Annotated in this window: 7 protein-coding genes; 3 read left to right on the forward strand and 4 right to left on the reverse strand. The window is 63.8% G+C overall.

Annotation, left to right across the window (positions count from 1 at the left end; translation table 11 throughout):
* Positions 1–9 precede the first annotated feature (9 nt).
* Together SINAC_RS00995 and SINAC_RS37780 are read right to left on the reverse strand one after the other, a co-directional pair.
* On the reverse strand, positions 10–1,002 hold the full coding sequence (locus tag SINAC_RS00995; RefSeq protein WP_015243840.1) for a hypothetical protein: 993 nt from the start codon (positions 1,000–1,002) through the stop codon (positions 10–12).
* Between the two features lie 22 nt (positions 1,003–1,024).
* Positions 1,025–3,547, reverse strand: coding sequence for a serine/threonine-protein kinase (locus SINAC_RS37780; protein WP_015243841.1), 2,523 nt, complete (start codon positions 3,545–3,547; stop codon positions 1,025–1,027).
* 796 nt (positions 3,548–4,343) lie between these two features.
* On the opposite strand from SINAC_RS37780, the gene SINAC_RS01005 reads away from it, so the two are divergent.
* The gene (locus SINAC_RS01005; RefSeq protein WP_244884921.1) at positions 4,344–8,297 is read left to right on the forward strand and encodes an Ig-like domain repeat protein; all 3,954 of its coding nucleotides are present in this window, start codon (positions 4,344–4,346) and stop codon (positions 8,295–8,297) included.
* Positions 8,298–8,592: 295 nt separating this feature from the next.
* The gene (locus SINAC_RS01010; protein WP_015243843.1) at positions 8,593–9,741 is read left to right on the forward strand and encodes an MGDG synthase family glycosyltransferase; all 1,149 of its coding nucleotides are present in this window, start codon (positions 8,593–8,595) and stop codon (positions 9,739–9,741) included.
* A gap of 69 nt (positions 9,742–9,810) precedes the next feature.
* Here the strand turns inward: SINAC_RS01010 and SINAC_RS01015 are convergent, their stop codons facing one another.
* Together SINAC_RS01015 and SINAC_RS01020 are read right to left on the reverse strand one after the other, a co-directional pair.
* Complete coding sequence (locus SINAC_RS01015) at positions 9,811–10,791, reverse strand: DUF1559 domain-containing protein (RefSeq protein WP_015243844.1); 981 nt, start codon at positions 10,789–10,791, stop codon at positions 9,811–9,813.
* Positions 10,792–10,919: 128 nt separating this feature from the next.
* Positions 10,920–11,360, reverse strand: a complete 441-nt coding sequence (locus SINAC_RS01020) for a prepilin-type N-terminal cleavage/methylation domain-containing protein (protein ID WP_015243845.1) — start codon at positions 11,358–11,360, stop codon at positions 10,920–10,922.
* Between the two features lie 380 nt (positions 11,361–11,740).
* Between SINAC_RS01020 and carB the strand changes: the two genes are divergently transcribed.
* Complete coding sequence (carB, locus tag SINAC_RS01025; protein WP_015243846.1) at positions 11,741–14,974, forward strand: carbamoyl-phosphate synthase large subunit; 3,234 nt, start codon at positions 11,741–11,743, stop codon at positions 14,972–14,974.
* Positions 14,975–15,123 lie beyond the last annotated feature (149 nt).

The following is a 15,123-nucleotide window of genomic DNA, read 5'->3' on the forward strand; positions in this document are numbered from 1 at the left end:
CTCCGTCGCTCATTGCTCATGGACCCGGGGGGCTCGCCCCTCACCCTGCAGGGTCTCGTTCAATTCATCGAGTTGCTGCCTCATGGCCGCGTAGAGCTTCGGATAGGTGGCCCGCTCTGCGCCGATCTCGGGGACACCGAATCGGAGGTTGTACTGTTGCATAAAGACGACCAGGTCATGGACCGTCGTCCCGGAGTAGCGATCGAGCTCACCGATAATCAGTTCGACGTCTTTTCGCTTCATCATTTCTTTGGATGCTTCGAGCCGTCGGATGAAGCGCTTCGCCTCCAGGTAGAGGGTCTCCTTCTCTGGAGAGATGACCTGATCGAGTCTCTCGGCGAGGTCGTGTACGGCGACGCTGAGGGCGGACAGCGAATCGCGTGTGGTCTTGCGGTCGAGTTGGAGCTCCAGGACGGCGTCGAGGGCGTGCTCGTAGTTGCGCCGCTGGCTGGCGAACTCGGGTCCGCGCAAGGCGATCGGCCACTGGCCCGCCGGGATGATCCGCGACAAGGCGATCGTCTCCTGGTTCGGCCCGTAAAAGAACGGGATCTTCCGGACCATGTCGGCGTCGAGCTCAAACGAGTTCAGCCGATAGGACGAAGGGGGAATTTTCGGCCCGGCGAGTTGCTCGAAGAGAGCGTTGAGCGCGTTCCCTTTGAGCATGTCGTTTTGATTCGGATTGTTCTCGACCCGGCTGCGGATCAGGTTGAAATTGGCCAGTCGCTCCGCCGTCCTCCTTGCGCGTCGAGCGGCTTTTTCGGCTCGATCTTGCCGGATCGAGAGGTAGATGTATTCATTGATGCGCATCATAGTGTCGGCGTTGATCGAGTCGGCCTGCGCTGTGTAATAGTTGAACATCCCGGCCCCTTGGAGGAAGACCCCCTCGCCGCGAAGGATGTCCCCCTGGGGGGTCGACCCTGGCCCGATGAAATTGATCTGGCCGAAGGCCGGGCCCGCGAACGAGCCGATCAGGGCCAGGGCTGTCAAGGTGGTTCGCGTCATCGACAAAGTCCTTTCGGGCGACTCACCGTGTCGGGATGGAGGGCGTGATCATCTGCTGGATCCGTCTCTGGCTCTCCGCCTGCGCTGCGATGCTCTGCCTTGTCCCTTCTCCGATCAGGCTGTTGAGCTGATTGCTGAACGCCGCCCACTTCATTTGACTATTTTGCCGCTGGATGCTTTCGAAGAACCGTTGGAATTGGTTGTAGGCGTGTCCGAGCTTGGGGACTTTCTGCCACTCGTCGTTGTTGCCGAAGCCAGTCGAGACACCGGCCGCTGTGACGGTCTGGGTGGCGAATAATACGATGAGCTTCTTCTTGGCGGAGCCACGAACCTCGTTTTTGAAGCTCTCAAACAACTCCAGCCGGACGATTCGCGCGGCGCTCTTATTGTTCCCTCTCGACGAATCGGAGACTTTCACCGTCAGGTTCGCGGGTTGCATGATCCAGTCGGGTGAAGTCGGCATCGAATCGGCGATCTCCTGCATTTTGCCGAGACTGATGAGCTGATCGGCAAGCTGACGGTCCAACCCCAGCTGATTCGAGTTGCGGAGCCGGACCCGCGCGGAGTTGGCCGTGAGTTCCAGGTCACTTTCGATGAGGGCGACTTGCAACGAGCCATCCTCCAGTCGCCAGGGGACTTTGCTGACGCAGTAGACCTGCTCCAGGGTGATCAGCTTCCCGGCGAGTGGTTCCGGGGTCGCCAGCAATTGGCGGAGGGGGACGTTCCGTGAAGAGGGCTTCTCATCGTCCGCGATCGGATCCGGATCCGGGGCCGGTGCGAGGGCGGTGGCAGGCTTCTCCGGGAACCGGCTGTCGGGCTCGCCTTTCAGCATCGCCGTCCTCTCACCTTGGGACGCGTGAATGTCGCTCACGACCTTGTCTGGTAGGCTGGGGCCCTCCCTTGGACGTGAGAGATCCACCAGAGCTTCGGATTTAATCCGGGAGTCTGCCGAAGCGTCGATCCTTGGGGCCGTCGTCTCGAGCGATGGCGATACCTTGACGATCGGGCCGGTTTCGAGGCGAGGTGCCGCGCTCTCTGGCTCGCCGAGCCGCCTCTGAACCAAGGCGTCGCTCATGTCGTTCCGAGCGATCCGAGCCCTTGCCACCCCCTGCCCCAGCGGGGTTACAGGGGAGTCCTGGCCTGCCGCGACGACCTCGGCGGTTGCCCTAGCTTGCGAGTTCCCTGGGCGGCCTGACGTCGCTTTCCAGAGAAAGACCGCGTAGGCGACCAATGGGATGCAGGCTGCTACAAGGCCGATGGTGACCCAGAAGAGGGGCGAGCGACTCGATTTGTCCTCCCCAGGATCAACCGGTTCGAAATCCGAACCCAGTTCCGGCCGAGACTTCGTGACGGCCTTCACCGGGATGCTGCCGAATACTACGGTGCCACCGCCCGGTGTCTCGGGTTTCGCTTGCGGCGGCGTCAGGGCTTGGACCTTGGCCGTGCCCCCACGGACGTCCAGGACCGCTGTATCGCTGCCACGAGGCCGTTCGCCCGAGAAACGGGGGGGAAGCACCGTTGCAGTGCCCCCTGCGAGATTGAGTGGCTTCTGGCACTTCGGGCAAGGGGCGCTGCGTCCGCTCTGGCTGAGCTTCGCCAGCACCTCGACCGAAACCGTCATCGTTTTCCCACACGACCCGCAGCGGACCCGCGCCCGCCCGCGCTCTCCCTGCTCCAGGCCTGACGCCTCGACGACGGCAGCCGCAAACGCGGCGCACGTCGGGTAGCGGTCGCTCGGGGCTTTAGCCAGTCCCTTGAACAGCGCTGACTCGAGTTGGGGCGGCGACCAGGGGCTGAAGCATGCCATGCTCGGCGGCGCGTCTTGGGCCTGCATCATCAGAACACGGGTCGCCACCTCATGCTCGAACGGCCGGCGCCCGCAGAGGAGCTCATAGGCGGTGACGGCCAGGGCGTACTGGTCGACTCGGCCGTCGAACGGGTCGCCCATGATCAGCTCGGGGGCCATATAGTGAGGTGTGCCGAGGACCATGCCCGTGCCGGTCATCGCCGTCCGCGACGACGAGCGATCGTCGGCCGCTGCGGCCAGAACCTTGACTACCCCGAAGTCGCTGAGGAAGGGGTGCCCTTGAGCGTCGAAGAGGATGTTGCCCGGTTTGACGTCGCGGTGCACCATCTTTTGCGAATGAACGTAGTCGAGTGCGCTGCCAATGGGCCCGAGCCAACTCACCAGGGCCGCCAGTACGGCCGGCCCTTTCCACGCAGCGAGCCGATCCTCCAGACTTCCTCCAGGTAGGAACTGGAGCACTGCGAAGGGGAGGCCTTCCCACTCCCCCACATCGGTAACCTTAACGATATGCGGGTGCGATAAGCGAACGAGCGACCTTACCTCGTCGCGGAACCGGCGCGAAAATTCGGCGTCGGTAACCATCGAGCGGTGAGGGAGCTTAATCACAACACTCGATTGAAGATTCTTGTCCTCGGCCCGATAGACCGCCCCCATCCCACCTTCACCGAGCTTGACCGTGATTTCGTATCGTCCGTTAGCGAACGTTGTGCCGATTGGGTCGTCGTGGGCGGCAGCCATTGGAAAAGATCCTGCACGCGGTCTCAAAATTTTAGATTCACTTGCGTCTTATTGCGAATTTGCCGCAGTTTTTGAACCTGGTATTCTCGCCAACATTGGCCACGCAAGCAATCGAGATTCCGGGACGGGTGACGAAAAACCCTTCCTTGTCAGAGAATGCAATTCGGCTGCGTTTGCAATGCTCCTCTCCCCCTCCTGAGCGGTCACTTGAGGCCGCAACGCATCGTTCTCAATTACGTAGTGCGCACGAGTCGAAAAAACTAAGATTTATGATGAATTTTATATTTTGCAATGTGGATTTAATTTTGATTTTGGGGTTAAGCTGCGATCTCGTCTTGTCGTCGTCCCTCGATGCAGGGCATTTGTGGGGAGGCCAGGCGACGGGCTTTGCAGAAAGTGTTTATTGTCCAGATGTTCTTGTTCGGTAGGAAGAGAAACGGCAACGAGCGTTCTGACGACTCTCGAAGGAAAAGACCCCTGGCTGCAGCCTCGAAGGGACGAACGTTGATCTCTTCGAGGCTGCAAGATGCGTGCATGGTTTTTCGGATCCCCTGGCGCTTGAGGCAACGGCTAAAGATTCTCGCACGCGACCTTGAACTCGCGAAGGGTACCTTTCATCGTTCCTGTTCCTTGACAGGTATTGCGTGGATGGTAGCATGTCTTTGGTCTCAGTGAACTCCTTAGGAGTTAAGTGCCACGGAAGTCTGCCTGGGGTTGGGTGAGCGAGAGCAACGTGCCTCTCTTCTGGGGGCGGTTGGCTACCTTCAGCAGTCTTTGCACACAGGGGATCTGCATCATGATGTCGCTTTTCGGTTCTCCCCGGAGAGTTGGGGCGGATAAGCGTTTGTCGGGCCAGCGAAGGCGGAGACGCCGGCAGGGCTCGCCGTGGGTTGGGCTTGAGACTTTGGAGAGTCGCCTGGCGCCCGCCGTCAGCATCTGGAGTGGCGCCGTCGATGGGCTTTGGTCCAATCAAGGTAACTGGGACACGCCGCCTGTTTCCGGAAGCGACCTGATCTTTCCCGATGGTGCTGGCAACACCAAGAACACGAATGATTTGACGCCCGGCACGACCTTCGCCTCGTTGACGATCGCCGGTAGCGGATATGACATTGATGGGGCCGCGATCACCTTGGACGGCTCCCTTGAGGCGTCCCAAACTTCGGGAAGCGGGACTCTCAGCTTGCCGATCGGGTTCACCGGCACCGCGTCGGTACGCGTCGATCGGGCTGGAGCCGTCCTGGTGCTGGGCGGTGTCATCTCCGGCTCCGCCGGCCTGAGCAAGCAGGGGGACGGGGAACTCGACCTGGCCGCCCCCAATGACTACGACGGAATCACCACGATTGACGGCGGCCTGCTGGTTGTCGACGGCGCGCAAGCGGGAAGTGCGATCATCGTCAACGCCGGGACTTTCCTCCAGGGCGCGGGGACCGTCGGCTCAATCACCGTCAATTCGGGGACCGTCAGTCCCGGCCACTCCTCCCCTGCGATCCTGACCGCCAGCGGGGATCTGACATTCGATCCCGGATCGACCTTCACCGTGATCCTCGACGGCGGCACTGCCGGCGTGGGCTATAGCCAGTTGCAGGTGACCGGCCAGGTCAACCTCGACAACGCCGTTCTCCAGCCTCTGCTCGGCTTCACGCCGGTGGGGCAGGACCAGTTCCTGATCATCAACAATACCGGCAGCGCCGCGATCAGCGGCACCTTCGCGGGACTTCCAGAGGGGGCCACGTTCGTGGTTTCCGGCGAGGTGTTCCAGATCAGCTATGTCGGTGGCGATGGCAATGACGTTGTCTTGACCCACCTGCTCAGCAGTACGACCACCCTGGTGGCCTCACCCTCGGCGGTCGTCTACGGCGAGCCGGTGACCCTGACGGCGACGGTGGCGGCCTCGGATCCGAGTGTCTTGGAAGCTCCCACGGGAACGGTGGAGTTCTTCCAAGGCGCGATTTCGCTGGGCATTGCCACGCTGAGCGATGGCATTGCCGTTCTGGAGATCGCGACCCTGCCTGTGGGGGGCGACCCGATTATCGCTCAGTACCGGGGCGACACCCTGTTCGCTCCTGGCGACTCGCCGGCCATCGCGGTTGACGTCACCCAGGCGAGCACCCTCACGACGCTGGACGCCTCGCCCAATCCCTCGGTCTTCGGCCAGACCGTCACGTTGACGGCGACCGTGGCGGTCAGCACCGGTTCGGGGACCCCCACGGGGCTTGTCGAGTTCTTCAGCGGCTCGACCTCGCTGGGCACGGCGACACTCAACGGCGGTGTCGCCACGCTTGAAACGAGTGCCTTGGCCGTGGGCAACAACGTGATCACGGCCCAGTACCAAGGGGATCCCAACTTCGTCGCGAGCACCTCGCCCGAAGTGGCCGAGACGGTGAACGAGGCGAGCACCAGCACCGCGCTGACCGCCACGCCCAACCCCGCCGGCCTGGACCAGCCGGTGACCCTGACGGCGACCGTCACCGCGGTCGGGCCCGGAGCGGGAACGCCCACGGGGCTTGTCGAGTTCTTCAGCGGCTCGATCTCGCTGGGCACGGCGACGCTCAGCGACGGTGTTGCCACGCTTCAGACGAGCGCTCTGCCGCTGGGGGTCAGCTCGATCACGGTCCAGTACCAGGGGGATCCCAACTTCACCGCGAGCACCTCACCGGAGGTATCCCTGACGGTCAGCCCGGCGAGCACGACGACCCTGGTGGCCTCTCCCTCGGCGATCGTCTACGGCGAGCCGGTGACCCTGACGGCCACCGTGGCGGCGGTCGACGGTTCGGCAACGCCGACCGGCAACGTGATCTTCATGAGCGGGACGACCCCGCTGGGGACGGCCGCGCTGATTGATGGTGTCGCCACGCTGACGATCTCCTCCCTGCCCGGCGGCGCTGCCTCGATCACGGCTCAGTACCAGGGCGATAGCACCTTCGCCGGCAGTGCCTCGCCGGCTACCACGGTGACCGTGGCGCAGGCGGGCACGACCACAACCCTGAACATCGCGCCCAACCCGCTGAGCCTGGGCGATCTGGTCACGCTCACGGTCGTCATCGCCACCGATAGTGCCAGCCTGGTGAAGCCGTCCGGCACCGTCCAGTTCTTCAACGGCTCGGTGTTGCTCGGTACGGCCGTCGTGACCGACGGCGTCGCCACGCTGACGACCGCCTCCCTGCCGCTGGGGACCAGTTCGATCACAGCCCAGTATCTGGGCGATACCAATTACAGCGGCAGCACCTCGTCCGCTGTGACCGCGACGGTCAACGCGGCGAGCACGACGACCCTGGTCGCTACGCCCACTTCAACCGTCCTTGGTCAGCCGGTGACCTTGACGGCGACCGTCGTGGGGAGCGATACCTCGGGAATTCCCACGGGGACCGTGGAGTTCTTCCTGGGTACGACCTCGCTGGGCACGGCCCTTCTGAGCAACGGCGTCGCCGTCCTCACGACTTCCGCTCTGCCGGTCGGTTCCGCTTCGATCACGGCCCGATATCTGGGGGATAACACCTTCGGCGTCAGCACCGCGCCGGCGGTTACGGTGACCGTGGCGCAGGCGAGCACGACCACGACCCTGACGGTGGGCCCCACTTCGACCGTCTTTGGCCAGGCGGTGACCTTGACGGCGACCGTCGTGGCGGCCGATCCCAGCGCTGGGCAACCGAGTGGGACCGTGCAGTTCTACCAGGGCACGACCTTGCTCGGTTCAGGCGTCTTGAGCAATGGAACGGCCACCCTGACGACCACGGCCTTGCCGGTGGGGACGGCTGCAATCACGGCCCAGTATCTGGGGGATGGCAGTTTCCTGGTCAGCACGTCGGCAGCCGTGACGGCCACGGTCGGTCAGTCGAGCACGACCGTCACGGTGGCTTCATCGAAGCCGAATCCGGCCTCGAGCGAGGCCGTGACGCTGACCGCGACGGTGGCGGTCTCCGGTTCCGGAGCGGGAACGCCCACGGGGACGGTCCTGTTCTACTCCAATGGGGTCCTGCTGGGATCGGGGACGCTGAGCAATGGCCAGGCCACGCTGACCACGACGGCGCTGGCGATCGGCTTCGACGCGATCACGGCGGTCTACCAGGGGGATGGGAATTTCACCGCTGCCTCCTCCGAGACGCTCACGATCGTCGTCGGCGATCAGACCGAACGGCTGTTGAACCAGGTCTACCTGGTCGTTCTCCAGCGGCCGATCGAGCAGAGAGGGCTGGATTACTGGCGTACTCAGCTTGAAATGGGTGTTCCGCTCAAGCGGGTCGTGAACCTGATCGTGAATAGCCGTGAAGGAAGGATCGCGGCCGTGCAAGTCAACTATCAGACCTTCCTGAATCGCGCTGCGACCGGGAACGAGGTGAGCACCGCCTTGAGCCCGGCGTCGCGATCCTCGGGAATCGGCCTGTCGGCCCGGGTCCTCGGTTCCCGCGCGTTCTATGAGACGCAGGGAGGCGGGACGATCGGGGGTTTCCTGACGGCTCTCTACCAGGCCGTTCTCGGGACCGACGTCCCCGACGCGGCTCGTGCCAGGCTCACCGGCGAGCTAGCGCGAGGTGTCTCGACGGCGGCCGTGGCCCAGGAAGTGCTCCTGAGTCCGCGCGGCAAGGCCTCGCAACTGAACTTCCTCTATGAGAACGTTCTCGGCCGTCCGGCTGATTCCGCGGGGCTCACGTACTTCTTGGATCAATTGAACCAGGGAATTCGCATCAGGCAGGTTCTCGTCGACCTCCTGTCCTCGTGGGAGTTCGTCTCGCTGTTCGCCGACAATTCCTGAAGGCCACGCCCCCTCTGCTGAAGAGCCATCGTCGCGGCCGCTCCCTCGGACTGACGCGGGAGCGGCGGGCGATTCGCGGGCCGAGGTGACTTGGGTGCTGGACGGATCCCATCAGGACCGCCAGAATCAAAAGTCGTCCTCGGCCCTTACCACTTGAGGGAACTCAAAGCCTCGCGCGATTCCGAATCTGTTAGGGGCGAGCGGCCTTCCCCAGCAGGGTAGAACACGTGATTGTGTCCGTCTGATTGGGGACTCTGCACATGAATTCCCGATTTGTGGAGGCATGAGAACCTCGATGTTGAACAGTGTCCTCATCTTGTCGGCGTCCGCCGGGGCGGGTCACCTGCGCGCGGCCCAGGCGATCGAGCGGGCATTCCAGGAGACCGGCTCCGCCAAAAGTGTTCATCATCTGGATGTTCTCGAATACACGAACCCGCTCTTCCGCCGGCTCTACTCCAAAGCCTACATCGACATGGTCAACGCGATGCCGGAGGTGCTCGGCTGGCTCTACGACCGGATGGACAAGCCGGGGATGGACGATCGCCTCAAGTTGGCCTTCGACAAGCTCAATACCCGCCCCTTCATCAAGCTCATGGAGCGCTACCAGCCGGACATCGCGGTCTGCACCCACTTCCTTCCCGCCGAGATCATCTCCTCGCTGACCGAGCAAGGGCGACTGCAAACCCAGCAGGCGATCGTCGTCACCGACTTCGATGTTCATGCCCAATGGCTCTGCCCGGACTACGCCCAATACTTCGTCGCGATCGACGAAACGCGGGCCCATATGCAGGAGCTCGGCATTCCGGCGAACAAGATCACGGTCTCCGGCATCCCGATCGATCCCGAGTTCAGCAGGCCGAAAGACCAAGGTAAGATGCGCGAGAAGCACGGCCTGCGCCGGGACGGCGCGGTGATTCTGATCTCAGCAGGGGGATTCGGGGTCGGGCGGATCGACGTGCTCATGAGCTCGCTCATGAAACTCCAACATCCCGCCCAGATTGTGGCGATCTGTGGCCGTAACGACGAGCTGAAAGCCCAGTTGGAACGCCAGGCGGAAGACTTGCGGCCCGGTTCCGACGTCACGATCAAGGTGGTTGGCTACACCACCGAGATGGACGAATACATGGCGGCCGCCGACCTCGTCGTCGGTAAGCCCGGGGGGCTCACCACTTCCGAGGCCCTGGCTCGCGGCCTCATCTTTGTCGTTGTCAGCCCGATCCCCGGTCAGGAGGAACGCAACTCCGATCACCTGCTGGAAGAGGGAGCGGCGCTCCGCTGTAATAACCTGCCCGCCCTCGCCTACAAGATTGACTGCCTCCTCGACGACCCCGAGCGGCTCGCCGCGATGCGGGCAAACGTCCATCGCCTGGCGCGCCCAAGGGCTGCTTTCGATATCGTCGAAAAGCTGCTGACTTTGAAAAAACCGGCTCTCTCCCCACATTGATTGAGGAGAGGGCGCAGGCTTTTTTGGGGGGCTTATGACTTCACACAGGCAAGTGATCTGCTGCAAGACTCAGTAGGAATCAGCAGAGATCACTTCCGCCCCTTGCCGCGTTCCGAGGGCACGCAACACCGCCTGGGACGTCGTGTCCTTGAGGAACCGCACCGACCCGTCGCCCATCGCGAAGTTCGCGCCTCCCGGGTGCTGGCTTCCGAAGGAGCACACGCGCAGCGTGTCGTAGGTGGCGAATGCCGTCGCGCTTCCAGCGTCCGCCGGCCGGTTCGCATAGCCAAAGCCGAGGCGGTAGTTAATCGGAGCGAAGGTGCTCATGGTCACGTCGCTGAGTCCGAAGTTTCCCCCTCCAGCCGCCCACCATCCCCATTGCCACATGGGCTCGGTGGCCCATCCCACCGCCGCGAAGCTGTCGTAGTTCGGGTCGACGTGGTTGCGCTCTCCGAAGAGGAGCGTGTTCGACAGCCCGTCCGTCACCTCGGCAATCCGCACCTGGTTGAACCCAGGGGCTGCCGGGCCGGTCGCGTGGAAGATCCCATCAGAGGACAGGTTCGCGGGCGGGTGCGACTGGCTGCCGCCGTTGCCGCCGTAGCTGGCGATCGCATACCAGCGGGTCGAGTTGGCAACCGGGTTTTGCTGGATGATGTCCGCCGGGCAGAGGAACGCGGCCAGGACCGTTGCCGAGTTCGCCGTCGTGGCCTCGGTATTCGCCAGCGGGTCGGAAAAGTTCCACTGATTGAAGAGCGGCTGCTGTTCGATGTAGGGAAGCAAGTTCACGAACAGGGAGAATCCCCGGAACTTGGGTGTCGTGGCGTAGCTGAGCTTCATCTGTCCCGGTGGGAAGACGAAGTGAGTGCTCTCATAATTGTGGGTCGCCAAGCCCAACTGCTTCAAATTGTTGACGCACTGGGCGCGGCGGGCGGCCGCGCGGGCCGCCTGGACCGCCGGCAGCAACAACGCGATCAACACGGCGATGATGGCGATGACGACGAGCAGTTCAATCAACGTGAAGCCATCGGGACCGCGACTGGGTCGCTTCATTCCTCTCTCCGGATCGATTGCACGCCGTCAAGTATTGGGGGGGATGCGGCGACGATCCCACAAACCCTCGGGAGGGACGCCAGATCAATCGAAGAATGATTTGGCGTCGATTCGGCAACCTGCCTTGCTTACTTGTCTTTCTCGGTGAGTTTGATTTGCCCGGGTTCGTCGACCCGAATCCGGACCTGGTCGGCCTCACGGATCAGCTTCCCCGTGACCTGGATCGATTTCCCTCGGTAGTGCTCGGCCGGGTCGGCAATGCCAGCCCGCTTGAAGGCATCGACGTGGTCGTAGCTGATGACCACGGCGAGGTTCTTTTCGTCCCGGAAGTCCTCCTCCGAGTCGAGGTAGATCTCCCGGCGTGGCGCCGCGTTCTTGCTCGCCTGAACCGTCATCTCCACCGTGAGCGTCTCGTCCACATGGTCGCGAGCCTCGGCGGCAGGGATGACCTTGGGGGCCGGCTCGTCACTCGCCGTGAACGCGCCGATCAGAACGGTGATGATCGCGAATACCACCGGGAGCTCGATCAGGGTGAAGCCGGGCCGGTTCTGCGGGGCTCTGGCTCTCATGGCAGGCAGGTTCCCAAGGGTGGAGAGAAAGCTTCGAGTTCCGCTTGCTATAATCGTGTCGCATGTTTGCTATGATCGTGGCGAGATCCTTTATAACTGAGGGCATGCAGCCGCTGCAAGCCTGGCGGATCCAGACACGATCATGGTTCACTCATCCGAGTTTCGAGAATGACCTTGCTCTGGAAGCGGTGTACCTTCGGCGGCGGTGGCCTTTGAGATCGATGGTGGGCTTGTCCGCGCCCTCGGTTTCTTGCTAAAATTGCGGGATTCTTTAATGGGCCGCGCTCGCTCCTTCTGCTGCGGGGCGTGTGCGGCCCGAGCGCGCGCCGGCATGTGAGCCCCAGACGCCGAAACGATTCGAACGAACCGAGAACAACGTCGTGCCCAAGCGAACTGACCTCAAGACGATCCTGATCATCGGCGCCGGCCCCATCGTCATCGGCCAGGCTTGCGAGTTCGACTACTCCGGCACCCAGGCCTGCAAGGCGCTCCGCGAGGAAGGGTATCGCGTCGTCCTGGTCAACTCCAACCCGGCCACGATCATGACCGACCCCGACATGGCCGACCGCACCTATGTCGAGCCGATTACCCCCGAGTTCGTCGAACGGATCATCGCCGCCGAACGCCCCGACGCCGTCCTGCCCACCCTCGGCGGCCAGACCGGACTCAACGTCGCACTCGCCCTCCACGACTCAGGGGCCCTGGCCCGCTACGACTGCAAGCTGATCGGCGCCACCGCCGAGGCGATTCGCAAGGCCGAGGATCGCCAGCTCTTCAAGGTCTGCATGGAGCAGATCGGCCTGGAGAGCGCCCGGAGCGGCCTGGCCCACAACCTCGACGAGGCACGCGGCATTCGCGACGAGCTCGGCCTCCCTTGCGTCCTCCGCCCCAGCTTCACCATGGGAGGTTCCGGCGGCGGCGTCGCCTACAACCGCGATGAGTTCGACCGGATGGTCGCCTATGCCCTCGAGCTCAGCCCGGTCCACTCGGTCCTGATCGAGGAGAGCTTGGTCGGCTGGAAAGAGTATGAGATGGAGGTGATGCGCGACGAGGCCGACAACGCCGTCATCATCTGCTCGATCGAGAACCTCGACCCGCTGGGGGTACACACCGGCGACAGCGTTACCGTGGCCCCGGCGCAGACGCTCACGGACAAAGAATATCAGCGGATGCGCGACGCCTCGCTGGCGATCCTCCGTGAGATTGGGGTCGAGACCGGCGGGTCGAACGTGCAGTTCGCCATCAATCCCGACACCGGGCGGATGGTGGTCATCGAGATGAACCCGCGGGTCAGCCGCTCCAGCGCCCTGGCGAGCAAGGCGACCGGGTTCCCGATCGCCAAGATCGCGGCCAAGCTGGCCGTCGGCTACCGGCTCGACGAGCTCCGCAACGACATCACGGGGCAGACTTGCGCCTGCTTCGAGCCGTCGATCGACTACGTCGTGACCAAGGTGCCGCGTTGGGCGTTCGAGAAGTTCCCCGAGGCGAGCACCGAGCTGACCACCCAGATGAAGTCGGTGGGCGAGGTGATGGCGATCGGCCGGACCTTCCGCGAGTCGCTGCAAAAGGCGCTGCGGGGGTTGGAGGTGGGCCGGTTCGGGCTCGGTGCCGACCCCAAGGACCGGTGGGGGACCGAGGATCAGCCGGGCGAGGAAGAGATCCAGGGGAAGCTGGCCACGCCCAACCCGGAGCGGCTCTGGTTCCTCCGCTATGCGATGCTCGCCGGGATGAGCATCGACCGGATCCACGAGCTGACGGCGATCGACCGCTGGTTCCTGGTGAACATCGCCGAGCTGGTCGAGACCGAGGCGACGCTGCGCCAGGCCGGTTCGTTGGAGCGGGCGGGCGAGTCCTTGCTCCGCCTGGCCAAACGGGACGGGTTCAGCGACCGGCAGTTGGCCCACTTGTGGGGTTCGTCGGAGGCGGAGGTCCGCCGCGAGCGGAAGCGGCTCGGGGTGGAGGCGGTGTACAAGCTGGTCGACACCTGCGCCGCGGAGTTCGAGGCGACGACGCCGTATTACTACTCCACCTATGAGTCGACCGACGAGGCGCGGGTGAGCGACAAGCCGCGCGTCGTGGTGCTCGGGGGTGGTCCGAACCGGATCGGCCAGGGGATCGAGTTCGACTACTGCTGTTGCCAGGCGGCGTTCGCGCTCCGTCGCGACGGCTACGAAGTGGTGATGGTCAACAGCAACCCGGAGACGGTGAGCACCGATTACGACACGTCGGACAGCCTCTTCTTCGAGCCGTTGACGGCCGAGGACGTCTTGAACGTCTGCGAGCGGGTCAAGCCGGTGGGGGTGATCGTCCAGTTTGGCGGTCAGACGCCGTTGAACTTGGCGCGGGCGTTGGAGGCGGCGGGGGTGCCGATCCTGGGGACGACGCCGGAGAGCATCGAGCTGGCCGAGGACCGTGAGCGGTTCCATGCGGTGATCGAGCGGCTCGGCCTGCGTCAGCCCCCCAGCGCCACGGCCCTGAAGTACGAGGAGGCGCGGCGGATCGCCGAGCGGATCGGCTACCCGGTGGTGGTCCGCCCCAGCTTCGTGCTGGGGGGGCGGGGGATGGAGATCGTCTACGACGAGTCGGCGCTGGCGCGGTACATGACCGAGGCGGTGGAGGCCAGCGCGGGGCACCCGATCCTGATCGACAAGTTCCTGGAAGACGCCCAGGAAGTCGACGTGGACGCGGTCTCCGACGGCGAGCGGACGATCGTGGCGGGGGTGATGGAGCACATCGAGGAGGCCGGGATCCACTCGGGCGACTCGGCGTGTGCGATCCCGCCGTTCAGCCTCTCGGCGGCGGTGGTGACCGAGCTGAAGCGGCAGACGCGGCTGCTGGCCGACGCGATCCGGGTCCGTGGGTTGATGAACATCCAGTTCGCGGTGAAGGATGGAGAGGTGTACGTCCTTGAGGTGAACCCACGGGCGTCGCGGACGGTTCCGTTCGTGTCGAAGGCGACGGGCCTGGAGCTGGCGCGGGCGGCGGCGCGGGTGATGGCGGGTCGGACGTTGGCGGAGCAAGGGATCGTGTCGGATCCCGAGCCTAGTTACGTGTCGGTGAAGGAGTCGGTCTTCCCGTTCGCGAAGTTCGCGGGTGTGGACATTGTGCTCGGTCCGGAGATGCGGTCGACGGGTGAGGTGATGGGGATCGCCCCCGACTTCGCGGGAGCGTTCGCCAAGGCGCAGTTGGCGGCGTCGATCAGCCTTCCGGAAAGCGGAACGGTGTTCGTGAGCGTGGCGGCCCGCGACCGTCAGGCGGTGCTGCCGGTGGCGGCCCGGTTGTCGGAGTTGGGTTATGACCTGATGAGCACGGCGGGTACGGCCGCGGCGCTGACGGAGGCGGGGATCGCGGTGAGCGTGGTGCGGAAGATCCGCGAAGGGCGTCCGAACTTGCTGGACCACCTGGCCAACGGTTCGATCGCGCTGATCGTGAACACGCCGAGCGGCAAAGGGGCGCGGACGGACGAAGGGCGGATCCGTGCGTCGGCGGTGAGCCACGGCGTCCCCTGTATCACGACGATCGCCGGTGGCAAGGCGGCGGTGGCGGCCCTGGAGCGGATGCGTCAAGGGCCGCTCGAAGTCTACGCGCTTCAGGACCTGCTTAAGAAGTCGTAGGTCGTCGTTTCCCAAGCCGGCAAGAATCGCAAGACAGGGAGCTTTTATGCTCCCTGTTTGCCGTTGGAGGGCGAGCTAAAGACAAGGGTGTTTACGCCTGCCTCAGAATTCAGAATGGTCCAGGCTTCTGCATTTCCGAAATATGTGTG

The sequence above is a fragment of the Singulisphaera acidiphila DSM 18658 genome (assembly GCF_000242455.2).
Classification (GTDB): Bacteria; Planctomycetota; Planctomycetia; order Isosphaerales; family Isosphaeraceae; genus Singulisphaera; species Singulisphaera acidiphila.

Bases quoted from the DNA above. Each gene is read 5' to 3' on its own strand.
- SINAC_RS00995 (WP_015243840.1), bottom strand. From the start codon at position 1,002: ATGACGCGAACCACCTTGACAGCCCTGGCCCTGATCGGCTCGTTCGCG.
- SINAC_RS37780 (WP_015243841.1), bottom strand. From the start codon at position 3,547: ATGGCTGCCGCCCACGACGACCCAATCGGCACAACGTTCGCTAACGGA.
- SINAC_RS01005 (WP_244884921.1), top strand. From the start codon at position 4,344: ATGATGTCGCTTTTCGGTTCTCCCCGGAGAGTTGGGGCGGATAAGCGT.
- SINAC_RS01010 (WP_015243843.1), top strand. From the start codon at position 8,593: ATGTTGAACAGTGTCCTCATCTTGTCGGCGTCCGCCGGGGCGGGTCAC.
- SINAC_RS01015 (WP_015243844.1), bottom strand. From the start codon at position 10,791: ATGAAGCGACCCAGTCGCGGTCCCGATGGCTTCACGTTGATTGAACTG.
- SINAC_RS01020 (WP_015243845.1), bottom strand. From the start codon at position 11,360: ATGAGAGCCAGAGCCCCGCAGAACCGGCCCGGCTTCACCCTGATCGAG.